Annotated in this window: 23 protein-coding genes and 1 tRNA gene; 4 read left to right on the top strand and 20 right to left on the bottom strand. The window is 69.1% G+C overall.

What is annotated here, in order from left to right; all coding sequences use genetic code 11:
- The 11 genes from rpoB to AB0J42_RS30290 form a co-directional block, all read right to left on the bottom strand.
- Positions 1-2,351, bottom strand: a 2,351-nt coding sequence (gene rpoB / locus AB0J42_RS30340; protein WP_364300400.1) for a DNA-directed RNA polymerase subunit beta, incomplete at its 3' end; no start/stop codon positions are given.
- 438 nt (positions 2,352-2,789) lie between these two features.
- Entirely contained in the window at positions 2,790-3,284 is a 495-nt protein-coding gene (locus AB0J42_RS30335; protein ID WP_364300398.1) for a hypothetical protein, read from the bottom strand.
- Positions 3,281-3,760: a hypothetical protein gene (locus AB0J42_RS30330; protein ID WP_364300396.1), complete on the bottom strand. Its 480-nt coding sequence runs from the start codon at positions 3,758-3,760 to the stop codon at positions 3,281-3,283. The genes AB0J42_RS30335 and AB0J42_RS30330 overlap by 4 nt, the downstream gene beginning before the upstream one ends.
- A 346-nt stretch (positions 3,761-4,106) precedes the next feature.
- Complete coding sequence (rplL, locus tag AB0J42_RS30325; protein WP_364300394.1) at positions 4,107-4,502, bottom strand: 50S ribosomal protein L7/L12; 396 nt, start codon at positions 4,500-4,502, stop codon at positions 4,107-4,109.
- Positions 4,503-4,569: 67 nt separating this feature from the next.
- Positions 4,570-5,094, bottom strand: a complete 525-nt coding sequence (rplJ, locus tag AB0J42_RS30320) for a 50S ribosomal protein L10 (RefSeq protein ID WP_364300392.1) — start codon at positions 5,092-5,094, stop codon at positions 4,570-4,572.
- A gap of 240 nt (positions 5,095-5,334) precedes the next feature.
- The gene (locus tag AB0J42_RS30315; protein ID WP_364300390.1) at positions 5,335-6,162 is read right to left on the bottom strand and encodes an LppX_LprAFG lipoprotein; all 828 of its coding nucleotides are present in this window, start codon (positions 6,160-6,162) and stop codon (positions 5,335-5,337) included.
- Between the two features lie 184 nt (positions 6,163-6,346).
- Positions 6,347-7,069, bottom strand: coding sequence for a 50S ribosomal protein L1 (gene rplA / locus AB0J42_RS30310; protein WP_364300388.1), 723 nt, complete (start codon positions 7,067-7,069; stop codon positions 6,347-6,349).
- Positions 7,070-7,128: 59 nt separating this feature from the next.
- The gene (gene rplK / locus AB0J42_RS30305) at positions 7,129-7,560 is read right to left on the bottom strand and encodes a 50S ribosomal protein L11 (protein WP_364300386.1); all 432 of its coding nucleotides are present in this window, start codon (positions 7,558-7,560) and stop codon (positions 7,129-7,131) included.
- Between the two features lie 109 nt (positions 7,561-7,669).
- Positions 7,670-8,416 (bottom strand): transcription termination/antitermination protein NusG, encoded by a 747-nt coding sequence (gene nusG, locus AB0J42_RS30300; protein ID WP_364300384.1) that lies wholly within the window; start codon positions 8,414-8,416, stop codon positions 7,670-7,672.
- 67 nt (positions 8,417-8,483) lie between these two features.
- Positions 8,484-8,726 carry a preprotein translocase subunit SecE gene (gene secE, locus AB0J42_RS30295; protein ID WP_364300382.1) on the bottom strand — a complete coding sequence of 81 codons (243 nt, stop codon included), beginning with the start codon at positions 8,724-8,726 and terminating at the stop codon, positions 8,484-8,486.
- A 75-nt stretch (positions 8,727-8,801) separates the two neighbouring features.
- Positions 8,802-8,874: transfer RNA gene (locus AB0J42_RS30290), tRNA-Trp, on the bottom strand.
- Positions 8,875-9,043: 169 nt separating this feature from the next.
- On the opposite strand from AB0J42_RS30290, the gene AB0J42_RS30285 reads away from it, so the two are divergent.
- Complete coding sequence (locus AB0J42_RS30285) at positions 9,044-10,252, top strand: pyridoxal phosphate-dependent aminotransferase (RefSeq protein ID WP_364300380.1); 1,209 nt, start codon at positions 9,044-9,046, stop codon at positions 10,250-10,252.
- A gap of 3 nt (positions 10,253-10,255) precedes the next feature.
- On the opposite strand, the gene AB0J42_RS30280 is transcribed toward AB0J42_RS30285, so the two are convergent.
- Both AB0J42_RS30280 and AB0J42_RS30275 read right to left on the bottom strand, forming a co-directional pair.
- Complete coding sequence (locus AB0J42_RS30280; RefSeq protein WP_364300378.1) at positions 10,256-12,304, bottom strand: SpoIIE family protein phosphatase; 2,049 nt, start codon at positions 12,302-12,304, stop codon at positions 10,256-10,258.
- A 33-nt stretch (positions 12,305-12,337) separates the two neighbouring features.
- Complete coding sequence (locus tag AB0J42_RS30275; RefSeq protein ID WP_364300376.1) at positions 12,338-12,814, bottom strand: hypothetical protein; 477 nt, start codon at positions 12,812-12,814, stop codon at positions 12,338-12,340.
- Positions 12,815-12,913: 99 nt separating this feature from the next.
- Here AB0J42_RS30275 and AB0J42_RS30270 point away from each other — a divergent pair, with 99 nt between their 5' ends.
- On the top strand, positions 12,914-13,933 hold the full coding sequence (locus tag AB0J42_RS30270) for an adenosine deaminase (RefSeq protein ID WP_364300374.1): 1,020 nt from the start codon (positions 12,914-12,916) through the stop codon (positions 13,931-13,933).
- Here AB0J42_RS30270 and AB0J42_RS30265 read toward each other — a convergent pair.
- Both AB0J42_RS30265 and AB0J42_RS30260 read right to left on the bottom strand, forming a co-directional pair.
- Positions 13,922-14,626, bottom strand: a complete 705-nt coding sequence (locus AB0J42_RS30265; RefSeq protein WP_364300373.1) for a hypothetical protein — start codon at positions 14,624-14,626, stop codon at positions 13,922-13,924. The two genes, AB0J42_RS30270 and AB0J42_RS30265, sit on opposite strands and share 12 nt — an antisense overlap.
- On the bottom strand, positions 14,613-15,152 hold the full coding sequence (locus AB0J42_RS30260; RefSeq protein ID WP_364300371.1) for an RNA polymerase sigma factor: 540 nt from the start codon (positions 15,150-15,152) through the stop codon (positions 14,613-14,615). Before AB0J42_RS30260 ends, AB0J42_RS30265 begins: the two co-directional genes overlap by 14 nt.
- A 120-nt stretch (positions 15,153-15,272) precedes the next feature.
- On the opposite strand from AB0J42_RS30260, the gene AB0J42_RS30255 reads away from it, so the two are divergent.
- Positions 15,273-16,007 carry a class I SAM-dependent methyltransferase gene (locus AB0J42_RS30255; RefSeq protein ID WP_364300369.1) on the top strand — a complete coding sequence of 245 codons (735 nt, stop codon included), beginning with the start codon at positions 15,273-15,275 and terminating at the stop codon, positions 16,005-16,007.
- Between the two features lie 364 nt (positions 16,008-16,371).
- Positions 16,372-16,629: an antibiotic biosynthesis monooxygenase gene (locus tag AB0J42_RS30250; RefSeq protein ID WP_364300367.1), complete on the top strand. Its 258-nt coding sequence runs from the start codon at positions 16,372-16,374 to the stop codon at positions 16,627-16,629.
- A 242-nt stretch (positions 16,630-16,871) separates the two neighbouring features.
- Here the strand turns inward: AB0J42_RS30250 and AB0J42_RS30245 are convergent, their stop codons facing one another.
- The 5 genes from AB0J42_RS30245 to AB0J42_RS30225 all read right to left on the bottom strand — a co-directional run bounded on the left by AB0J42_RS30245 (position 16,872) and on the right by AB0J42_RS30225 (position 22,874).
- The gene (locus AB0J42_RS30245; protein WP_364300365.1) at positions 16,872-17,357 is read right to left on the bottom strand and encodes an ATP-binding protein; all 486 of its coding nucleotides are present in this window, start codon (positions 17,355-17,357) and stop codon (positions 16,872-16,874) included.
- Positions 17,358-17,725: 368 nt separating this feature from the next.
- Positions 17,726-18,613, bottom strand: a complete 888-nt coding sequence (locus AB0J42_RS30240; protein ID WP_364300410.1) for a carbohydrate ABC transporter permease — start codon at positions 18,611-18,613, stop codon at positions 17,726-17,728.
- On the bottom strand, positions 18,613-19,497 hold the full coding sequence (locus AB0J42_RS30235; RefSeq protein ID WP_364300363.1) for a sugar ABC transporter permease: 885 nt from the start codon (positions 19,495-19,497) through the stop codon (positions 18,613-18,615). The genes AB0J42_RS30240 and AB0J42_RS30235 overlap by 1 nt, the downstream gene beginning before the upstream one ends.
- Before the next feature lie 62 nt (positions 19,498-19,559).
- Complete coding sequence (locus AB0J42_RS30230) at positions 19,560-20,813, bottom strand: extracellular solute-binding protein (RefSeq protein WP_364300408.1); 1,254 nt, start codon at positions 20,811-20,813, stop codon at positions 19,560-19,562.
- A gap of 198 nt (positions 20,814-21,011) precedes the next feature.
- Positions 21,012-22,874 (bottom strand): acyl-CoA dehydrogenase family protein, encoded by a 1,863-nt coding sequence (locus tag AB0J42_RS30225; RefSeq protein WP_364300361.1) that lies wholly within the window; start codon positions 22,872-22,874, stop codon positions 21,012-21,014.
- Positions 22,875-22,905: the final 31 nt, after the last annotated feature.

Genomic DNA, 22,905 nt, shown 5'->3' with positions numbered 1-22,905 from the left:
TCGCCGGGCACGACCTCGGCGCCGATCCGGATGATGCCGCGCTCGTCGAGGTCGGCCAGGACCTCCTCCGACACGTTCGGGATGTCGCGGGTGATTTCCTCGGGGCCCAGCTTGGTGTCGCGGGCGTCGACCTCGTGCTCCTCGATGTGGATCGAGGAGAGCACGTCGTCCTGCACCAGCCGCTGGGACAGGATGATGGCGTCTTCGTAGTTGTGGCCCTCCCACGGCATGAACGCCACCAGGAGGTTCTTGCCCAGCGCCATCTCGCCGTTCTGGGTGCACGGGCCGTCGGCGATCACCTGGTGGGCCTCGACCCGGTCGCCCTCGGCCACGATCGGCTTCTGGTTGAACGAGGTGCCCTGGTTGGAGCGGTCGAACTTGGCCACCCGGTAGGTGGTGCGGGTGCCGTCGTCGTTGGCGACGGTGATGTAGTCGGCCGAGACCTCCTCGACCACACCCGGCTTCTCGGCGCTTATGACGTCGCCCGCGTCGGTCGCGGCGCGGTACTCCATGCCGGTGCCGACCAGCGGCGCCTCGCTCCGCAGCAGCGGCACCGACTGGCGCTGCATGTTGGAGCCCATGAGCGCGCGGTTGGCGTCGTCGTGCTCCAGGAACGGGATCATCGCGGTGGCGACCGACACCATCTGGCGCGGCGACACGTCGACGTAGTCGACCTCCGACGCCCTGGCCAGCTCGGTCTCGCCGCCCTTGGTACGGACGAGCACCCGCTGCTCGGCGAACGTGCCGTCGGGGTTGATCACGGTGTTGGCCTGCGCCTTGACGAAGCGGTCTTCCTCGTCGGCGGTCAGGTAGTCGATCTGGTCGGTCACCTTGCCGTCGACGACCCTGCGGTAGGGCGTCTCGACGAAGCCGAACGCGTTGATCCGCCCGTACGAGGCGAGCGAGCCGATCAGGCCGATGTTGGGGCCTTCCGGCGTCTCGATCGGGCACATCCGGCCGTAGTGGGACGGGTGCACGTCGCGGACCTCGAAGCCGGCGCGCTCACGCGACAGACCGCCGGGACCGAGCGCGGACAGGCGCCGCTTGTGGGTCAGACCGGCCAGCGGGTTGGTCTGGTCCATGAACTGCGACAGCTGCGAGGTGCCGAAGAACTCCTTGATCGACGCCACCACCGGGCGGATGTTGATCAGAGTCTGCGGCGTTATGGCCTCGACGTCCTGGGTGGTCATCCGCTCGCGGACGACGCGCTCCATCCGGGCCAGGCCCAGCCGGACCTGGTTCTGGATCAGCTCGCCGACGCTGCGCAGGCGGCGGTTGCCGAAGTGGTCGATGTCGTCGGTCTCGACGATCACCGTGTCGACCGGCGCGCCCTGGGCGGCCGGCATCGTCTCCTCGCCCGCGTGGAGGCGGACGAGGTACTCGATGGTGGCGACGATGTCCTCTTCGGTCAGCGTGCCCTGGGTGATGTCGGCGGCGACGCCCAGCTTCTTGTTGATCTTGTAGCGGCCGACCTTGGCCAGGTCGTAGCGCTTGGGGTTGAAGTACAGATTCTCCAGCAGGGTCTGCGCCGACTCCTTGGTCGGCGGCTCACCCGGCCGCAGCTTGCGGTAGATGTCGAGCAGCGCGTCGTCCTGACCCGCGGTGTGGTCCTTCTCCAGCGTCGCCCGCATCGACTCGTACTGGCCGAACCGCTCCAGGATCTGCTCGTTGGTCCACCCCAGGGCCTTGAGCAGCACGGTCACGGCCTGCTTGCGCTTGCGGTCGATGCGCACACCGACGCTGTCGCGCTTGTCGATCTCGAACTCCAGCCAGGCGCCCCGCGACGGGATCACCTTGCAGCCGTACAGGTCCTTGTCGGAGGTCTTGTCGACGCTGTGGTCGAAGTACACCCCGGGCGAGCGCACCAGCTGCGACACCACGACCCGCTCGGTGCCGTTGATGATGAAGGTGCCCTTGGGCGTCATGAGCGGGAAGTCGCCCATGAACACCGTCTGGCTCTTGATCTCACCGGTGGTGTTATTGATGAACTCCGCCGTCACGAACATCGGGGCGGAGTAGGTCATGTCCTTGTCTTTGCACTCATCGACTGAGTACTTGGGCGGCTCGAACCGGTGGTCGCGGAACGACAAGGACATGGTCCCCGAGAAGTCCTCGATGGGACTGATCTCCTCGAAGATCTCTTCGAGGCCCGACTGGGTCGGGACGTCCTTACGACCGGCCTGGCGAGCCGCCTCGACCCGGGCCTTCCACTTCTCGTTGCCCAGCAGCCAGTCGAACGACTCGGTCTGCAGAGCAAGGAGGTCGGGAACTTCGAGCGGCTCCTGAATGCGCGAGAACGAGACGCGACGGGGACCGGCGGGTACGGCGGAGGCGTTGCGCGAGGCTGCCAACAGATGTCCTTCCGAGGGCTCGCGGCGGACTGACTACACGCACGCCAGACAACCTCGCAACGTGAGCAAGCGGAGCGGGTCGTCAAAGGGCAGCGCAAAGGGGCAGTGTAGCCGAACGGCACACGCCTGTCCACTTCACCAGCTCTGCATGCTCCACGTTGGTCGCAGCATCGCTCGTCTGAACGAATCCGTCAAGCCCGCAAGCCCGACTTTTAGCCGCCTAGGGGCTCAGACGCTGGGTTTTCTCCCCTGCGTGACTGATCGCCTACCGCCCGGCCCAAGACGATACCCGCGAACGTGGGCGGTTAACGCTCCGTCACACCGGGGGTCGAACCCATGCCGACAACCGGTGCAGCAGTGACGGAAATACCCGTGACCAAGGACTCGCTAAACCTGATTTTTGGTAACAATTGAACGACGCGACCCGCCCGGGACCCCTCAAGCCGTCCCGATCAGGGTCGACAGGTCCGAGACCAGCCACCTGTCGCCCTGCCTGCTCATGACGAGCCTCGCGCGCGTCCTGCTCACCTGCTGACGGGGCTCCGCCTTCCCCGCGGCCTCCGTGATCGTACCCGTGTTGACGAAGAGCAGAACCTCCACCCTGTCCGGCTCCGCCCGCTCCACCGCCGCCGCCACGACCGAGGCCGTCTGGACCATCTTGCGTTCCTTGGCCCGGGCCGCCAGCGAGCCCGACAGCTCCGCGTACTGCCGGGTGAGCGCCCCGGTCGTGTGCTGTCCCGCGCGCGCCAGGTCCCGCTCGACGGTGCGGTAGTCGTACGAGAGCAGCTCCGGCGCGATGGCCTTGGCCGCGGAGAGCGCCTCGGCCGCCGCCTCCTCCCCGCCGCGCAGCGCCCGCCAGTCGGACCAGAGCACGCCCGCCGCGATGCCCAGGGCGAGCACCAGGACGCCGAGCACCGCCAGCGCCGCCCTCACGTGACCTGCTCCGCCTTCGCCACCAGCCAGACGCCCTGGACCTTCGACAGCTCCATCCGCCACCGGTAGAACCGCTCCTGGGGCGCCTCGTCCGAGCCGTCCCAGCGGATCACCACGTCGGCCACCACGAGCGCCCGGGCGCCGCCTCCCGAGAGCGACTCCAGCCCCGCGGCCCTGACCACGCCCTCCTGGACGACCTTGTTCTTGCGCGTCGTCCGCACCAGCTCGTCGGCCGCCGCCTCGTACGCCGCCCTGGCCGCCCCGGTCGAGCTCGTCAGGATGCGGTGCACGTCCGCGTCGACCGTCTCGTGGTTGAGCGAGAGCAGGTTCATCGCGTGCGTGCTCGCGGCGCGCAGCGCCGCCTCGCGGTCGTCGGCCCTCGCCTGCGCGTCGCGGCCCTGCCCGCCCAGCCAGACCGCCGCCGCGGCGAGCAGCGCCGTCAGGACGGCGAGCACGAGGACGGCGACGCGGGCCATCCGCGCTCACCCCCTCCCGGCCGTCGCCGGATCATAACCCGGCCGCCTTCCCGGACACCCGCCAATCGCCCCCCAGACGGTACGAACCACACCCGAATGGCATAACTCCCGGACACACGGAAGGAGGTGGCACCTGCGCGCCCCGCAGAACAGGCCGCAGTGCTCATCGCCGTCGCGAGATGACGCGGAAGGGGTGGCACACGAGCGCCCCTCAGAACTCGTCGCCGCCGCGAGACGACGCGGAAGAGGCGGCACATGAGCACCCCCGGAACACTCCCGGGCATGCGAAAGGGGCGGCACACCCGGCACCAGGGTGTGACCGCCCCTCTCGGAAAAGCGTTCGGTCTTACTTGACCGTGACGGTGGCGCCGGCGCCCTCCAGGGCAGCCTTGGCCTTCTCCGCCTGCTCCTTGTTGACCTTGCCGTCGAAGACCGGCTTCGGAGCACCGTCGACCAGGTCCTTGGCCTCCTTCAGGCCCAGGGACGTGAGGGCGCGGATCTCCTTGATGACCTGGATCTTCTTGTCGCCGGCGGCCTCGAGGATGACCTCGAACTCGTCCTGCTCCTCGGCGGCGGCCTCGCCGCCACCACCGGCGGCGGCCGGAGCCGCGGCCACGGCCGCGACCGGGGCGGCGGCCTTGACGTCGAAGGTCTCCTCGAACTGCTTCACGAACTCGGAAAGCTCGAGGAGGGTCATCTCCTTGAACGCGTCGAGCAGCTCGTCGGTGCTGAGCTTCGCCATGATGTTTCCTCCGTATGGGACGTGCGAAATTTAGGTACGGGACCGCGGTGTTGCGGCAATCCCCGAGCTACTCGCCCGCTTCTTCGCGCTTGGCGCGAAGAGCCTCGGCCAGCTGGGCCATGTTGGTCGGCAGCGCGGCGAGCATCGCGGCAGCAGCGCTCTGCTTCGCCTTCATCGCGCCGGCCAGCTTCGCCAGAAGGACCTCGCGGGACTCGAGGTCGGCGAGCTTGGTGATCTCGTTGGCGTCCAGCTTCTTACCGTCGAGGACACCACCCTTGATCACCAGAAGGGGATTGGCCTTGGCGAAGTCACGCAGACCCTTGGCGGCCTCGACAACGTCGCCGTTGACGAAGGCGATCGCGGTCGGACCGGTGAGCAGGTCATCCAGGTCCGAGACGCCGGCCTGGCTGGCCGCGATCTTGGTCAGGGTGTTCTTCGCCACGGCGAACTTCGCATTCTCACCGAGAGAGGTGCGCAGCTCCTTGAGCTGGGCGACGGTGAGACCGCGGTACTCGGTCAGAACGGCGGCGGCGCTGCCCTCGAACTCACTCTTGAGCTCGGCAACCGCTGTCGCCTTATCCGCCCTCGCCATGGGCCTCCTTCCAGATGTGCCACCGGTGAAGGCCTTGAACATGAGAACAGCCCCGGGCGCAGGGCGCACACGGGGCTCGCACACATGGAATGCACCATATGGGAAACTCGCATCACACCTGCGCGGGCCGTCCACCTGAGGTGGATCCTTCGGTCGCCAGGCTACGAGGCACCTGACGACGACCGGCGGTCTTCGGCAACGACCAGAGTACGGCCTGGCCGCCGAGTTTCCAAATCGTTCTCAGTCGGTGGTGCGCTCCGGCAGCTCACCGATCTGGTCGGCGGGCGGGGCCTGGATGTCGACGGACTCGTTGTAGCCCTTGAACATCAGCGTGGCGTCGAGCTCGGCGCCCTCCTTGGCGCCGTTCAGGGTCAGCTTGCGGGGCAGCCCGTCGGCGGCGACCCAGATGTCGAACTTGACGTCCTTCAGCTCGGCCAGGCCCTCCCGGGCCCGCTCCTGCTTGTCGGCCGGGAGCTGCTGGACGGCGGCGTCGACCGGGAAGGTGCCGCTGTAGTGGGTGGTGTCCTCGCCGCCCACGCTCTCGCTGCCGGCCGCCTGGACGTCCTGCGACGAGGTGATCATCTTGGTCACGCCGGCCAGGTCGAACTGCTGCACCTGGTCGAGCACCCGGCTCACCTCACCGCTGTCGCCGGCCTCGGAGAGCGGGACCTTGACCCAGGGCTTGGTGGCGCCGAGCACCTTGTTGAGCGTGTCGACCCTGACGTACGCGGTCTCGCCCTGGACGATCACCCGGGCGCCGCCCGGCAGCTCCCGGCCGCCGAAACCGGCGGTGTCCACGGTCAGGTCGAGAGCGAGCTCCGGCCGGCTCTGGTAGACCATGCGGCCCTGCAGCTTCCCGCTGCCCTCGTTCGGGTGCGAGACGTCGACGACCGCGTCCACCGTGTAGGAGCTGACCTCGGTCGTCTTCTGAGCCGCCTGGGCCAGGACCTCGGAGGCGGCCAGGTTCACGTGAATGGGCTGCGCGTTCGTTCCACAGCCGGCGACCGCCGTCGCGGCCAGAACGGCCGCGGCCGCGGCAGTGGCGAGAGAAAACCTGCGCTTGAGCATGTTTTGACCCTACGTGTCGGAACGTCCTGCGTAGCGCGTTCCCCCGGCTTCTCATGGAAAACCCAGGGATGTCCCTGAGGGGGAACCGGACGGGTGGGGGCCGGACGGGCGGACCCGGGCCTTCACGGGGGAAACGAGAAGGCCCCGGCGCCGTGAAGCGCCGGGGCCTTTCCGCTGAAGCTCGTCAGACCGTTTCGAGCTCGTCGACGATGCCGCGGGTGATGTTCGGGTCGACCGGGACACCGGGGCCCATGGTCGTGGAGAACGTCACCTTCTTGATGTAGCGGCCCTTGGCCGCCGACGGCTTGAGCCGCATGACCTCGTCGATCGCGGCCGCGTAGTTCTCCAGGAGCTGACGCTCGCCGAACGACGCCTTGCCGATGATGAAGTGCAGGTTGGCCTGCCGGTCGGTGCGGAACTCGATCTTGCCGCCCTTGATGTCGGTCACGGCCTTGGCCACGTCGGGCGTGACCGTGCCGGTCTTCGGGTTCGGCATGAGACCGCGCGGGCCGAGGACGCGGCCCAGGCGGCCGACCTTGCCCATCATGTCGGGCGTGGCCACCACGGCGTCGAACTCGTTGAGCCGGTTGCCCTTGGAGATGTCCTCGATCAGGTCGTCGGCGCCGACGATGTCGGCACCCGCCTCGCGGGCCGCCTCGGCACGGTCGCCGGTCGCGAAGACCAGGACCCGGGCGGTCTTACCGGTGCCGTGCGGGAGGTTGACCGTGCCGCGCACGATCTGGTCGGCCTTGCGAGGGTCGACGCCCAGCCGCATCGCCACCTCGACGGTGGCGTCGAACTTGGTGGTGGACGTCTCCTTGGTCAGCCTGGCGGCGTCGGCCGGGCTGTAAAGCTTGTCGCGGTCGATCTTCGCCGCCGCGTCCCTGTGCGCCTTGCTGCGCTTCATGTCGTTCTCCTTGTGGTTATCGCGGGCCGTGAGCGGCCCTCCCACGGGTGGGGAAATGCTCAGTCGGCGACGGTGATGCCCATGGAGCGGGCGGTGCCGGCGATGATCTTCTCGGCCTGCTCGACGCTGTTGGCGTTGAGGTCGGGCATCTTCGTCTCGGCGATGCTGCGCAGCTGCTCGCGGCTGAGCTGGCCCACCTTGTCCTTGTGCGGGGTCGCGCTGCCCTTGTCGATGCCCAGCGCCTTCTTGATCAGCTGGGGCGCGGGCGGCGTCTTCGTGACGAAGCTGAAGCTCCGGTCTTCGAAGATGGTGATCTCGACGGGGATGATGTTGCCCCGCTGGCCCTCCGTCGCAGCGTTGTACTGCTTGACGAAGTCCATGATGTTGACGCCGTGCGGACCGAGGGCGGTACCGACCGGCGGGGCGGGCGTGGCCTGTCCAGCGGGAAGCTGGACCTTGACCAGGGCCGCGATCTTCTTCTTCGGAGGCATGAGTCCTTCTCCGGGTCCTGATGGGTGATGCTTCCGGAACACGGGTGTGTCCGGACATGTCGGAAGGCCGCCCTTCGCGACAGGCGGCCAGCCGAACGTTTCATTGTAGTCAGATCTTCGAGACCTGGTTGAACGACAGCTCCACCGGGGTCTCCCGGCCGAAGATCGAGACGAGCACCTTGAGCTTCTGCGACTCCGGGCTGATCTCGCTGACCGAGGCCGGCAGCGTGGCGAACGGGCCGTCCATGACGGTGACGGACTCGCCGATCTCGAACTCGACGGCGGGGCCGGTGGGCGCCTTGACGGCGGCCTTCTTGCTCTCCTCGGCCGGCTCGGGGGCCAGGAGCTTGGCCACCTCGTCGAGGCTGAGCGGGCTCGGCTTGTTGGACAGGCCGACGAAGCCGGTCACCCCGGGAGTGTTGCGCACGGCGGCCCAGGACTCGTCGGTCAGGTCCATGCGCACCAGGACGTAACCCGGCAGCACGCGCTCCTTGACCGGCACCTTCTTGCCGCTCTTGAACTCCTGGACGGTGTGGGTCGGCACCTCGACCTGGAAGATGTAGTCCTCCATGTTGAGCGACACGTTGCGGCTCTCGATGTTGGACTTCACGCGGTTCTCGTAACCGGCGTAGGAGTGGATCACGTACCACTCGCCGGGCAGGCCGCGGAGCGACTCCTTGAACTCCTCGACCGGGTCGACGTCAGGCTCGACGTCACCGTCCTCCTCGACGACGGCCGCCTCGGCGGTGTCGTCGGCGACGCCTTCGACGGTCTCCTCAGCGGCCTGGACGGCCTCTTCCCGGTCGGCGTCCCGCTCCTCGCGGGGCTCGTCGGCCGGCACTGAAGATTCGGACACGGTGACTCTTCCTCTTTCGTCGTATCGAACGGCGACGCCGCCAGGCGGGCACCGTACTGCGTCAGAATCAGCCGCCGAAGATCCGCAGGACGGCCCAGCCGAAAACGGCGTCGAGGCCGTAAATAATGCCAACCATAATCAACACGAACACCATCACGACGGTGGTGTACGTGATCAGGTCCTTGCGTGTCGGCCAGATGACCTTCCGGAGCTCGCCGACGACCTGACGGTAGAAGAGGGCCGGAGAAGTCCGCTTCTTCTTCTCACCACTGGGCTTGCCTGCGGTCTCGCCGCGCGTGTCGATCGCCACAGTCCTCACCTGAAATCGGTCGTATCCAACGCAGTTTGCGGCGCCTACACGCCATTATTGCGCGGACCGCACTCGCAGGGCACGAGGGACTCGAACCCCCAACCGCCGGTTTTGGAGACCGGTGCGCTACCAATTGCGCCAGTGCCCTATGTCATCGACCAGACTACCCTGACCGACTCACTGCCTGGACCGAACGCCACGTCGACATGTGGCGGCAGGACCTGGCGAAAGTGTACGGAAGATTGTCCGCCACGTCGAACCCTAACCTGATACCCCAGGTCACACGTGCGCCGGAGCCCTCGTGGGAGCATGGAGTCATGTCCACCCGACGCCGTGTCTCCACACGTATTTCCGCGATTTCCGAGTCCGCGACCCTCGCCGTGGACGCCAAGGCCAAGGCGATGAAGGCGGCCGGCCGTCCGGTCATCGGCTTCGGCGCCGGCGAGCCCGACTTCCCGACGCCCGACTACATCGTCGAGGCGGCCGTGGCCGCCGCCCGCGATCCGCGCTTCCACAAGTACACGCCCGCGGGCGGCCTGCCCGAGCTGAAGCAGGCGATCGCCGCCAAGACGGCGCGCGACTCCGGCTACGAGGTCGACGCGTCGCGGGTGCTGGTGACCAACGGCGGCAAGCAGGCCGTCTACGAGGCGTTCGCCACGCTGCTCGACCCGGGCGACGAGGTCCTGGTGGTGGCCCCGTACTGGACGACCTACCCGGAGGCGATCAAGCTGGCCGGGGGCGTCCAGGTGGACGTCGTCACCGACGAGACGAGCGGCTACCTGGCGAGCGTCGAGCAGCTCGAGGCGGCGCGCACCGAGCGCACGAAGGTCCTGCTGTTCGTCTCGCCGTCCAACCCGACGGGCGCCGTCTACTCGGCCGAGCAGACGGCCGAGATCGGCCGCTGGGCGGCCGAGCACGGCCTGTGGGTGGTCACGGACGAGATCTACGAGCATCTGACGTACGGGGGCGCCGAGTTCACCAGCATCGCCACGGCCGTCCCCGAGCTGGCCGACCAGGTGGTCATCCTCAACGGCGTGGCCAAGACGTACGCGATGACGGGCTGGCGGGTCGGCTGGCTGATCGGGCCGTCCGACGTGGTCAAGGCGGCCACCAACCTGCAGTCGCACGCCACGTCCAACGTGTCCAACGTCGCGCAGATGGCCGCGCTGGCGGCGGTCTCGGGCGATCTGTCGGCGGTGGCGCGGATGCGTGAGGCGTTCGACCGGCGCCGGCAGACGATGGTGCGGATGCTCAGCGAGATCCCGGGCGTGGTCTGCCCCGAGCCGAAGGGCGCGTTCTACGCGTACCCGTCCGTCAAGGAGCTGATCGGCAAGGAGCTGCGCGGCCGCCGCCCGCAGACGTCGGCCGAGCTGGCCGAGCTGATCCTGGAGGAGGCGGAGGTGGCCGTGGTGCCGGGCGAGGCGTTCGGCACGCCGGGCTACTTCCGCCTGTCGTACGCGCTGGGCGACGAGGACCTGGTGGAGGGCGTCAGCCGGCTCGGCAAGCTGCTGTCCGAGGCCCGCTGACCCTCACCCGGGAAGCCGCACCGCGATCATGGCGACGTCGTCGACCCCGGAGATCGGCATGTCGCTCAGCAGCCGGTCGCAGAACTCGTCCAGCGGTGCCCTGGCCCGCCTGGCGGCGCTGTCGCACAGGCGGGCCAGGCCGTCGCCGAAGTCCTCGTCCTCCCGTTCGACCAGGCCGTCGGTGTAGAGCAGCAGGGTGCCGCCCGGGGGCAGCGCCACGCGCGCCGAGTCGAACTCCCCGTCGTAGGGGATGCCCAGCAGCGGGTTGGCCGCCGAGTCGAGGAACCGCCCGGCGCCGTCCGGGGTGATCAGCAGCGGCGGCGGATGGCCGGCCAGCGAGTAGTGGAGCTGGTGGCCGTCCTCGCCGCGTTCCAGCCGGGCCAGGACGCACGTCGCGGTCTCCTCGCCGTAGAGCGTGTCGATCACCCGGTTGAGCCGCCGCAGGACCTCGCCCGGCGCCTCCTCGCGGTCGATGGCCAGGCTGCGGAGCATGTTGCGCAGCCGGCCCATCCCGACGGCGGCGCGCAGGTCGTGGCCTGCGACGTCGCCGATGACCAGGATGGTGACGCCGTCGCCGAGGACGAAGGAGTCGTACCAGTCGCCGCCCACTTCGGCGGCGGAGGGGCTGGGCCGGTAGCGGGCGGTGATCTCCAGGCCGGGCACGCGCGGCGGTTCGGCGAGCAGGCTGTGCTGGATGGCGACCGCGAACTGGCGGGCCCGCTGCAGGCTCATCACGTTGCGCAGCAGGTCGTGCGCCTGCTCGAACGCCTCCCGCAGCAGGTCGATCTCGTAGTCCTCCATGGGCGGGCGGTCGCCGCAGGTCGCCGCGGTGATCACTGCGGTGATCACGCCGTCTACCGTCACCGGCAGGATCGCCACGCTGTTGGCGCCGGCGGCGCGCATCCAAGCCTGCGTGCTCGAGGGGGTGAGGTCGTCGGGCGGCTCGCCCGGCGGGAACGTCCTGCGCACCACCCGGGACTGGGGGACGGCGTCGACCAAGGGCCCCTTGCGGAGGGTGAGGCGCTGCGCGCTGAAGCGCGGGAAGTCCGGCAGGTCGGGGCGCGAGGCGGCGGCGACCCGCTCGACGGCCAGCGCCGGCCGGCCGGTCAGCCCCTCGGCCAGCTCGGTGACCAGGTGGACGCCGCACCCGTCGGCCAGCTCGGGCACGATGACCTCGGCGAGCGCGCCCAGCATCTCCTCGACGCTCGCCCGCCTGGTCATCGCCTCGCCGGCGCGTTCCAGCAGGCGCTGGCGGCGCTGCTGCCGCCAGCGCTGCTCGACGTCGGTGTAGGTGCCGACCCACTCCACGAGCCGGTCGCCCTCCATGATGGGCACGGCCCTGGACAGGAAGTGCCGGTAGCCGTGCTCCACGGTGTGGATCCGGTAGACGTGCTCCCACACCTCGGGCACCTCCCGCACCGCGCGCGTCCAGGACCGCACCAGTTCGGGGCGGTCGTCGGGGTGGACGGCGCGCAGCCAGCCGTCGCCGCGGTACTCCTCCCAGGTCATCCCCGTCACCCGCTCCCATTCCGGGACGCGTTCGGTGAATCCTCCTTCGACGGAGTTGACCCAGAGCATCTGCGCGCTCACCCGTACCAGGCTGCGGTAGCGCCGCAGGATGCGGCTGCGCTCGTCGGCGATGGCCTGGATCCGTTTGGCCGCGCCGAGCTGGTCGGTGACCTCCACGCAGACCAGCAGCACGCCGCCCACGCCGTCCTGGAAGGTCACCTGGGACAGGCTGAAGGTGAAGAACCGCTCCTGCCCGTCGGGGGTCTTGAGGGTGGGGTCGCCGGGCTCGTCGGTGAGCACGATCGGCTCACCGGTACGTACCACCTTGTCGAACAGGTCCGAGTAGTCCCGGCGGAAAACGGTGAACAGCTCCCTCATGGGCGCGCCGAGCGGCTTGTTGCCGAACAGGGACCGGTATCTGCGGTTGGTGTAGATCAGCCGATGCTCGCGGCCGCGGGTGATGGCGATGCCCACCGGAGCCGGGTCCAGCATCTCGAACGTCAGCCCGCTGACACCGTGTTCGAGGCGTTGTTCTCCGTCCATGGATCTCCCCCCGAAGACCTCCGCAAAAGGGGGCTACCCGGTCACTTCATCTGCAATACGGTCGATTTCCGTCAACAGTCCTGGCGTGGCGGCGACGTAGACGGCGGTGCCGGGACGCTCCAGCCACATGAAGTTGTGCAGCTCCCCGTTCTGCCAGCTCAACGCGGGCTTGCCGTGATGCATACCCAGCGTGGCCCGCTCCACCAAGACGGCGAACTCCTCGGCCGTCCGGACGCCGCAGACGACGCCGACGTGCAGCCGCTCGCCGCCCCTGCTCCACGTCTCGCCCCTGACCTTCACCTTCCGGGTCAGCGAGGGGAGCCGCCGGAACGTACCCGTCCTCGTCGTACCCAGCGGCATCACGGTCACCTCGACGGGCACGGAACCGCACGAGAACGCGGGCCCCGTCACGGCGGCGACCGGGCTGGGCCTGCCGATCGGCGGCGCCGCCGGAGACGGGCCGCACGCGGCGAGGCTCATGACCAGGAGCACCGTCGCCAGGCGCCGCATCACCACTCCAGGACCGGAACGCGGGAAAGGTCCCCAGTCTCCTACAACAGCTCTACGGACGCGGCAAATCCCGGTCCGGTCCAGTGGCAAAATATGGCGATGGCACGGTCCCTGCTCACACTTCCCAAGGCCCACCTGCACCTTCACTTCACCGGCTCCATGCGCCACTCGACGCTGATCGAGCTGGCCAGGGAGCAGGGTCTCCACCTGCCCGACGCGCTGGAGGAAGACTGGCCGCCGAGGCTGCGGGCGACCGACGAGCGGGGCTGGTTCCGGTTCCAGCGGCTGTACGACATCGCCCGGTCGGTGCTGCGGCGGCCGGAGCACGTCTACCGGCTGCTCCGCGAGACCGCCGAGGACGAGGTGGCGGCCGGGTCGCGCTGGCTGGAGATCCAGGTCGACCCGTCCGGCTACCAGCAGCTGTTCGGCGGCCTCACGGCCACGCTGGAGCTGGTGCTGGACGCGGTCGAGCAGGCGTCCAAGGCGACGGGCGCCGGCATCGCGGTCGTGGTCGCCGCCAACCGCACCAGGCATCCCCTCGACGCCAACACGCTCGCCCGGCTGGCCGCCCAGTACACCGGCCGGGGCGTGGTCGGGTTCGGCCTGTCCAACGACGAACGGCGCGGCCAGGCCCGCGACTTCGACCGGGCGTTCCGCATCGCCAAACGGGCCGGGCTGCTGGCCGTGCCGCACGGCGGCGAGCTGCAGGGGCCGCGGAGCGTGGCCCAGTGCGTCGACGACCTCGGCGCCGACCGGGTGGGCCACGGCGTGCGCGCCGCCGAGGACGACCGGCTGATGGAACGGCTCGCCGACCGCGAGATCTGCTGCGAGGTCTGCCCGACCAGCAACGTCGGCCTCGGGGTCGCCGACCGGGCGGCCGACGTGCCGCTGCGCCGTCTCTTCGAGGCGGGGGTGCCGATCGCGCTCGGCTCCGACGACCCGCTGCTGTTCGGGGCGCGGCTGCTGCGCCAGTACGAGCTGGCCAGAGAGGTGTACGGGTTCAGCGACGCGGAGATCGCCGAGCTGGCACGCCAGTCGATCAGGTCGTCGGCCGCGCCCGAGGCGGTGCGCAAGGAGCTGCTGCGGGGCGTCGACGGCTGGCTGGCCTCACCGGAGTGAACGGGCCAGCTCGACCGCGCGGGCCATCGACCGCGCGCCCTCCAGCCGGTGGCCGACGTCGCCCCGCTGCCAGATGAGCGTGGGCCCGGCCTGGCGCAGCGGGATCTCGCCGCCGCCCTCCCGGGTGAGGTAGCCGAGCGGGTGCGAGCCCGACACCCAGAAGCCGGTCACGCCGTCGACCTCGGCCGTCTCGGGAAACGGCGGGCCGACTTTCTTGAAGAAGAACGGGTCCAGCCGGCCGCCGAACTGGTCCAGCCGGACGCCGTCCCGCCAGAACATCGACACCACCCGGCCGCCGTCCGCGACCGTCACCCGCGCCGGCTCGCCGAGCGCGGCCGGAGTCCTGACCGGGAAGTCGACCTGCGCGGCGACCTCGTCCAGCGGCACGTCCCGCTCCCCCGGCAGCGGCGCCTGCGTCCGCACCGGCGGCGGTGTCTCGCCGCCGAGCCGCAGCTCGATCCCTGCCTGCCGGAGGATCGCGACCACCGCGTCCCTGCCCTGCGGGGTCGCCGCCGTCACCGCCACCAACGCGGCCACCGCCGCCGCGACCAGCCGCCACCGCCTGACCGGTTTCTCCAGCCTCGCCCGTACGGACGACGCCACCCGCTCCGGCGGCGGGACCGGCACGTCGAGAGAGGAGCCCAGGGCGCGCAGCTCGGCCTCCAGATCGTCGAACCGCTCATCCGAGCCCATCCCCCGCCTCCTCCCTGAGCCTCGCCAGGCCGCGATGCGTCCTGGACTTGACCGTGCCGACCGGCCAGCCGAGCACCTGGGCGGTCTCCGCCTCCGACAGCTGCAGGAAATACCGGCAGACGACCGCGCTGCGTTCCCGCTCCGGCAGCGCCCGCACCGCCTCCAGCAGCCTCGCCCGCCGATCCGTCGCCACCGCCGCGCCCGCCGGGTCGTCCGGGGCCTTCGCGTCCGCCGTCGCGCTCAGCCGTACCGTCAGATCCGACCTGCGGCCGCGCGCCCGCGTCAGATTGTGCGTCTCGTTCGCCACGATGCGCAGCAGCCACGGGCGGAACGCCGCGCCGCGCCGGAACGACCCCAGATGCCGGAACGCCTTGACGAACGCCTCCTGCACCACGTCCTCCGCCTCGTCACGGGCGCCCAGCAGGGCCGCGGTGCGGTGCGCGAGCGCGCTGTAGCGGGCGACCAGCACCTCGTAGGCGCTCAGGTCACCCTCCAGCGAGCGGGCGATGGCCTCGTCGTCGTCCATGGGCGTCGCCCGATTCCACCGCATTCGTGGCCCGCGCGGAAGGGCGTTCAGGTGACCTTTGGAGCTGACCGGGCACTAGACTCTGGCCATTCCCGCGACCCCTTGTAAGGATCGGCGACTATGTCTTCTGGATACGACCGTGTAGTCCAACCGGCGGCCGGTGACGGAGCCCTGGAGAACCACCTCGGTGGTGACGAGGCCCGGAACTACCGGAAGTACGAGTACGACATGGTCGCCCCGCACGTCGGCCGGTCCCTGCTGGAGATCGGGTCCGGGCTCGGGCACTTCGCCGAACAGTTCCTGCCGCGGCTCGACCGGCTCGTCGTCAGCGACTTCGACCCCTACTGCGTCGAACAGCTCAAGAAACGCTTCGCCGAACGCGATGACGTGGGCGTGCTGCAGTTCGCGCTGCCGACCGAGATTCCGCTCGACGACAAGGTCGACACGGTCGTGATGATGAACGTTCTCGAACACATCGAGGACGATGCCGAGGCCCTTCGGTCGCTGGCTCGGGTCACGCTTCCTGGTGGGCGGATCGTCATCTGGGTGCCGGGATATATGCAGTTGTACGGGGACTTCGACCGGAAGGTCGGGCATGTGCGGCGGTACACGCCCAAGACGCTGGCCGACGCCGTGAAGCGGGCGGAGCTGGACATAGAAGTCCTCAAGCCGATCAACTTCCTCGGCGGGATCGCCTGGTGGGCGGCGGTGCGGCGGGGCGGCGTCGGGTACCCGGACCCGCGGCTGGTCAAGATCTACGACCGGACGGTGGTGCCGATGACCCGGCTCATCGAACGCTTCATCCGGCCCCCATTCGGACAGACGGTCTTCTGCGTCGCCCGCGTCCCCGGCTGATCCTTAGCCGGTTTCCGCCTCAACGGCATGGTCCTCGCCCGGAGACGCGCTTCGCGCGATTCCAGCTCGGGCTGTGTAGTGCGGGGGCTTCGCCCCCGCGTTGTTCAAAGGCGCGGCCTTCGCGGTGGGAGGCGCTTCGCGCCGGTCGGCTCAGACTGTGTTGTGCGGGGGCAAGCCCCCGCGCCCCCGGCGAGGGAGCTACCGCCCCCTCGCGCCCCCCGGTCCCTGCCCACGACGCGAAACCGTTTTACGGCCGGCGCTCTCGGAAGGGATGTCGCTGATCAAGGTCTGCGCGGCCCTGCCACGGACCACTGCGGATTCCGGGTGTCATCCAAGTGCCTTCGCCGAGATCCAGGAGCGGTGGGTGCGTTTCTACCCCGGCTACCGCTCGGCCCGCTTCCACGTGAGCACCGACGGCACCCGCGTATACAACATCGTGCACTGGGCGAGCGAGGCGGACTACCGCCACTTCGTGGAGACCTCCGACACCGAGGGCCGGATGGCCGCCATCGGTAAGGCGCTGGAGGGCCTGTCCGGCAGGGCTGAACCACGGATGTCCGGAATCCCCACCTACACCGTCGTCCGCGAGATCGGCCCCGGCCCCCAGCGCTCGGACGTCTGATCACGTCCGGCGGCGTGCGGCTATGCCTGCCGGAACCATGCCGCCGGAAGCTGCGGGCCCCCGACTCATCAGTCACGATCAATTGCGCAAAGGCCGATGTGTTGCCCGTGGCGGCCCCCGCGCCCCGGGGCAAGAGAGATACCGTTCCCTCACGCTCCCCGGTCCCTTTCCACGGGAGAGCAGGTGATTCCACGGGAGAACAGGTCGCCCCGTAGGAGCTACGAACGCCGCCCTACCCGCAGTCAGGCAAGGCGTGGCTCGTCGAAAAGGGCGAGTTCTCCCTCATCGGGCGTCTCGAAGATCGTCGCCCACTCCTCGATCATCTCCCTCGTCACCACGGCCGTGCCCGCCCCGCCGCTCCTGTTCCGGATCGCCAACCGCTCCCATAGCTCGTCCACCGAAGCGCCGAGATAACGCAGCTCGACCGCTACCCCTACCTGCCGCGCCCGCAGCCGCAACTCGTCCCGCTCTGCCCGGCTCCAGAACCCGAACTCCAGGATCACGGTCTGCCCGAGCCGGGCCAGGTCCAGCGCATGCTCCCGGAAGAGCCCTTCGAGCCGGTCACGCGGCCCAGGTGCGTGCAGATCGAAACCCAGCCGATCCAGCCACTCATCAGGACAGAGCCGCACAGCCGGAAGCTCACGAGCCAGTCGCGTGGCCAGCGTCGTCTTCCCCGACCCCGGCAACCCGCACACCAGGATCAACCGGCCACGCCGCTCCCCGTCCACCTGGCGCAGAGTACGCCTCTCCGGCAGCAGCGGTAAGACACCCCTTCAAGCGGCAAGACGATCCTTCACAAACGATCCCGCAGAGGAGGCTTCCACCGTGGCCGAAGGAAACGGGCAGGGGCCGGGGAGCGCGAGGGGGCGGCAGCCCCCTCGCCCGGGGGCCGCGGGGGCTTGCCCCCGCACAACACAGTCTGAGCCGACCGGCGCGAAGCGCCTCCCACCGCGAAGGCCGCGCCTTTGAACAACGCGGGGGCGAAGCCCCCGCACCACACAACCCGAGCCGAATCGCGCGAAGCGCGTCTCCGGGCGAGGACCATGCCTTTAATGAGGCCAGGGCCCCCACATCCAGGGGCCCTCGCCGTAAGACGTCACTTGATGGATCCGGCGGTCAGCCCGCCGACCACCTTCCGCTCGATCAACGCGAACAGGATGATCACCGGGATGGTGGCGATCACCGAGCCGGCGAAGAGGTTCTGCCAGTCCACTTGGTACTGGCCGATGAAGGAGTTGAGCGCCACGGTCAGCGGCTGGTTCTCGGGCGTGGTGGTCAAGGTCAGTGCCACGACGAACTCGTTCCAGGCAGCGATGAACGTGAAGATCAGCGCCGTGATCACCCCGGGCATCGCCAGCGGAAGCGTGATCCGGAACAGCGCCCCGAACCTCCCGTTCCCGTCGATGAACGCGGCCTCTTCCAGCTCACGCGGAATGGAGGAGAAGTACGCGGTGAGGATCCACACCGCGAACGCCAGGTTGAACCCCCCGTTGACCAGGATCAACGACCACACAGAGTCAACGAGCCCAAGCTGCGAGAACTCCCGATAGATCCCCACCAGCATGGCCGTCGGCTGAAACATCTGCGTGATCAGCACCAGGATCAGAAAGAAGGTCCGCCCCCGGAAGTTGTGCCGAGCCGCATAGTAAGCAGCCGGCAACGCCACCAAGAGCACCAGCACAGTAGACCCGGCAGCCACCTGAAGAGTGACCACCAGGTTCCCCGCGAGCCCGCTGCTCCAGAAGTTGACGAGGTTGGACCACTCCCACTGGGTCGGCAGGATGGTGGCGTCGCGAAGTGTCTCCTGGGGACGCAGCGAGGTCAGCAGCATCACCAGATACGGGAACAGGAAAATAAAAGCGATCACATACGCGACCGCCGCGGTCACCGTGGTCTTGAGCCGAGGCATCCCGCTGTGCCCCGCCGGCGAGGGCCGGGCATGGGAGGGACGGGCAGGCGCCTTGGGGGCGGTTTCCACTGCCATCACGACACCGCCTTGTTCCAGCGCGAGATCTTGAGGAAGACCGCGGTGATCACGAGCACCATTCCGAAGTTGACCACCGACATGGCGGCGGATTCGCCGATGTCGGAGCCCTTGAGGATGAACATGAAGATCGTCGAGGTGGCGGTCGAGTATCCGGGCTGGCCGTGCGTCATGGCCCAGATGATCGGGAAGCTGTTGAAGACGTTCATCATGTTGATCAGCACGGCCACGGTCAGCGCGGGTCGCAGCAGCGGCAGCGTGATCGACCAGTAGGTGCGCAGCCGGGAGGCTCCGTCCATCTTGGCCGCTTCGTACACGTCGGCCGGGATGGTGGCGAGTCCGGCGAGCAGCGCGTACGTGGTGAAGGGGATGGAGACGAAGACCGCGACGAACACCAGCCACGGCATGGCGGTGGAGGCGTCGCCGAGCTGGTCGGCGGCGGCGCCGCCGAGCGCGTCGATGAGCCCGAGTTTGAGCCTGATCTGGTTGATGATGCCGACTTCGGGGTCGAGCATCCACCGGAAGACGATGGCGGTCATCAGCACGGACGCGGCCCAGGGCGCGATGAGGGCCCACCGGGCGACTTTGCGGCCGGGGAAGCGCTGGTTGAACAGCTGGGCGAGGGCGAGCGAGATCAGCACGGTGAGGGCGACGACGGCCACCACCCAGATCACGCTGCGGATCATGATGTCCGCGAAGTCCTTCTCGGCGAACAGCTTCTCGTAGTTGGCGAAGCCGTTCCAGCCGCGGACGATGCCGACCCGGCTGATCTGCAGGAACGAGGACCGGATCATCTCGACGACCGGCCAGAGCACGACGAACGCGATCAGCGCCACTGCGGGCCCGACCCAGGCCAGCGGCTCCAGGGCGCGCAACCTTCTCATAAAGCTCCTCCGTGGAGGTAAGGCCGGCGCCCGCGGGCGCCGGCCTTACAGGCCCCCGTAGCTCAGCCGGCCTCGGCGGTCTTCTGGAGTTCGCCGAGAACCGCGGCGGGGTCGTCCTTGACGGCGCCGCCGATGGTCTGCTTGATGGCGGGGTTCAGCTCGGCCCACTTCGGGTCCTGGAAGGGGTAGAAGCTGGCGTTGGGCAGGGCGTCGAGGAAGGGCTTGAGCTTCTCGTCGCCGGACAGCTTCTGGATGCCGCCGTTGGTGACGGGCAGCAGCTTGTAGGTTTCGCTGATCTTCTCGGCCGCCGAGCCGGTGTAGAAGTGGTCGAAGAACTTCTTGATCTGCTCGGCGTTGCCGTTCTGGTTGAACGCCATGATCCAGTCCATGACGCCGAGGGTGGTGTCGAGCGGGCCGTCCTTGCCGGGGATGGGGGCGACGCCGTAGTTCTTCAGGCCGGCCGCGTCGAAGATCGGGATGGACATGGGGCCGCCGTTGACCATGCCGACCTTGCCTGCGCCGAAGTCCTCCCAGACGGTCTTGCGGTCCTTGGTGCCGGGGTTGGGGGTGGTCAGTCCGGCGTCGACCAGGCCCTTGAGGTAGGTGAAGGTCTCGACGTTCTGCGCCGAGTTGATCGCCCAGTTGCCGGAGGCGTCCTTGTAGCCGCCGCCGTTGCCGAGCATCCACAGGAACGACTCGGCCTGGGCCTCCTCCTGGCCGAGCGGCAGGCCGAACGGCTGGCTGACGCCGGCGGCCTTGAGCTTCTCGGCGGCGGCCTTGAGCTCGTCCCAGGTCTTGGGCGGCTCGGCGACGCCGGCCTGGTCGAACAGGTCCTTGTTGTAGAAGAGGGCGCGGGCGGAGGACACGAACGGGATGCCGTAGGCGGTGCCGTCGACCTTGCCGAACTCGGCGAACTTCTCCAGCATGTCGCCGGACACCTCGGGCGACAGGACCTCGTCGACCTTGTAGAGCAGGCCGTCGGCGACGAAGCCGGAGTAGTCGCCGGTCTGCAGGATGTCGGGCACCTGACCGTTCTGGATCATGGTGGCGACCTGCTTGTCGATGTCGTTCCAGTTGATGACCTGGACGTCGACCTTGATGTCGGGGTTGGCCGCCTCGAACTCGTCGACGACGCCCTTCCAGAAGTTCTCGCCGGAGTTGGGCTTGCCGGGGCCGTCGCCGTAGTCGGCGGCGACCATCTTCAGCGTGACCTGGCCGTCCGCCGCCTGGTCGCCGCCTTCTGACGCGCCGGAGCCACAGCTCGACAGGGCCAGCACGGTAGCCAGGCCGAGAGCGGCGCCGCCCACAAGTCTCATTCTCACCGTAAGTACCGCCTTCTCATCGGACGGGTCGGGCTGGTCCGTACCAGCTCGCCAGACCCTGCCCAGGTGGATGGAGCCGCGACCGTCACGGCGCCACGCGTGTGCGCAAGCGTAAACCGGGATTCGCCAGCCGGTCTATACCGGTATGTTGCGGATCGGCAACATCCAGGCCACCGGATGCGCACTGGCGGTCTAGACCACTTTCCTCCGGACGTTCTCCCCGCCCTCCGGCGCCCCGATCCACGGACCGTCGATGGACGGGTCGAGGATGCCCTCCTCCAGGAAGTCGTACCGGCCGCCGAGCACGTACCGGGCCAGCCGTGCGTCCTGGTCGTCGCTGTTGTCCCAGAGCCGGGCGAACAGCGCGTCCGCCCGCAGCCTGGCCTGCCGGCAGAAGGTGTCGGCCAGCTCCTGCGGGCGGCGTCCGAGGTCGGCGACGTCCTCATCGGCCTTGACGCACGTTGCGGTCATGGCGAACAGCTCGGCGCCGATGTCGACGATCCGGCCGAGGAACGCCTGCCGGTGCTCCAGCCTCCCCTGCCAGCGGGACATGCCGTAGAAGAGGGACCTGGCCAGCTTGCGGCTGGTCCGCTCCACGTACCGCAGATGCGTGGCGAGCGGGCCGAACTCGCCGTAGGCGGCGGGCAGCTGCCCCGCGCCGGTGACCAGCGACGGCAGCCAGCGCGCGTAGAAGCGGCCGGCCCGCCGCAGCGCCCGCGCGCGCTGCTGCCGGGAGGCGTCCGGGTCGATCAGCTCGCCGGCGGCGCTCAGGTGGGCGTCGACGGCCTCGCGGGTGATGAGCAGCCGCATGATCTCGGACGAGCCCTCGAAGATGCGGTTGATACGGGTGTCGCGGAGCATCTGCTCGGCCGGGACGCCCCGCTCGCCGCGCGCCGCCAGCGACTCGGCGGTCTCGTACCCGCGCCCTCCCCTGATCTGGACCAGTTCGTCGAGCACCTGGTACGCCAGCTCGGTCGCGTACAGCTTGGCCAGCGCCGCCTCGATACGGATGTCGCTGCCCATGCCGTCGGCCAGCCGCGCGGTCAGGTCCGAGACGGCTTCGAGAGCGTACGCGGTCGCGGCGATGAAAGCGATCTTGCCCGCCACGGCCTCGTGCTCACCGATCTTGCGCCCCCACTGGACGCGGGCGTTGCCCCACTCGCGGGCGATCTTCACGGCCCACTTGGCGTGCCCGGCGCAGGAGGCGGGCAGCGACAGCCGCCCGGTGTTCAGCGTCGTCAGCGCGATCTTCAGCCCTTCGCCCTCCCGCCCGATCAGGTTCTTCGCCGGAACCCTGACCTGGGAGAACTCCGTCACCCCGTTCTCGATCCCGCGCAGCCCCATGAACGCGTTCCGCCGCCGCACGGTGATGCCCGGCGTGTCCGCCTCGACCACGAATGCGCTGATCTTCTCCCCGGTACGGGCCATCACCACGAGCAGGTCGGCCACCACGCCGTTGGTGGTCCACAACTTGACCCCGTCGAGCACGTACGCGTCGCCGTCGCGCACCGCGGTGGTCGACAGCCGGGCCGGGTCGGAACCCACATCCGGCTCGGTGAGCAGGAACGCGGAGAGCTCGCCCCGCGCGCACCTGGGCAGGAACTCCCGCTTCTGCTCCTCGCTGCCGAACAGCTTCAGCGGCTGCGGCACCCCGATCGACTGATGCGCCGACAGCAGCGTCCCCAGCGCCGGGCAGTACGAGCCGACCAGCATGAGCGCCCGGCAGTAGTACAGGTAGGGCAGGCCGAGCCCGCCGTACTCCTCACTGATCGTGATCCCGAAGGCCCCCAGACCGGCCAGGCCCTTGACCACCTCGTCCGGGATGACCCCGTCCCGCTCGATCCGGGCGGGATCGACATGCGCGTCCAGATAGCGCCGGACGGCCCGGACGAACTCCTCACCCCGTTTGGCCGCCTCCTCCGCCGGGGCGGGCGCGGGATGCACCAGCTCCAGCCGGAGATCTCCGAGGAACAGCTGCTTGGCGAAGCTCGGGCGGGTCCACGCTTGCTCTCGGGCCTGCTCTCCGAGCTCCCTTGACTTGGCGTACTCGCTCATGTCGTCCTCCCGCCGACGGTACGCCTCTTCT

This window comes from Nonomuraea sp. NPDC049649, from assembly GCF_040675175.1.
Lineage (GTDB): Bacteria > Actinomycetota > Actinomycetes > Streptosporangiales > Streptosporangiaceae > Nonomuraea.
This window is presented reverse-complemented; position numbering and strand designations above follow the sequence as displayed.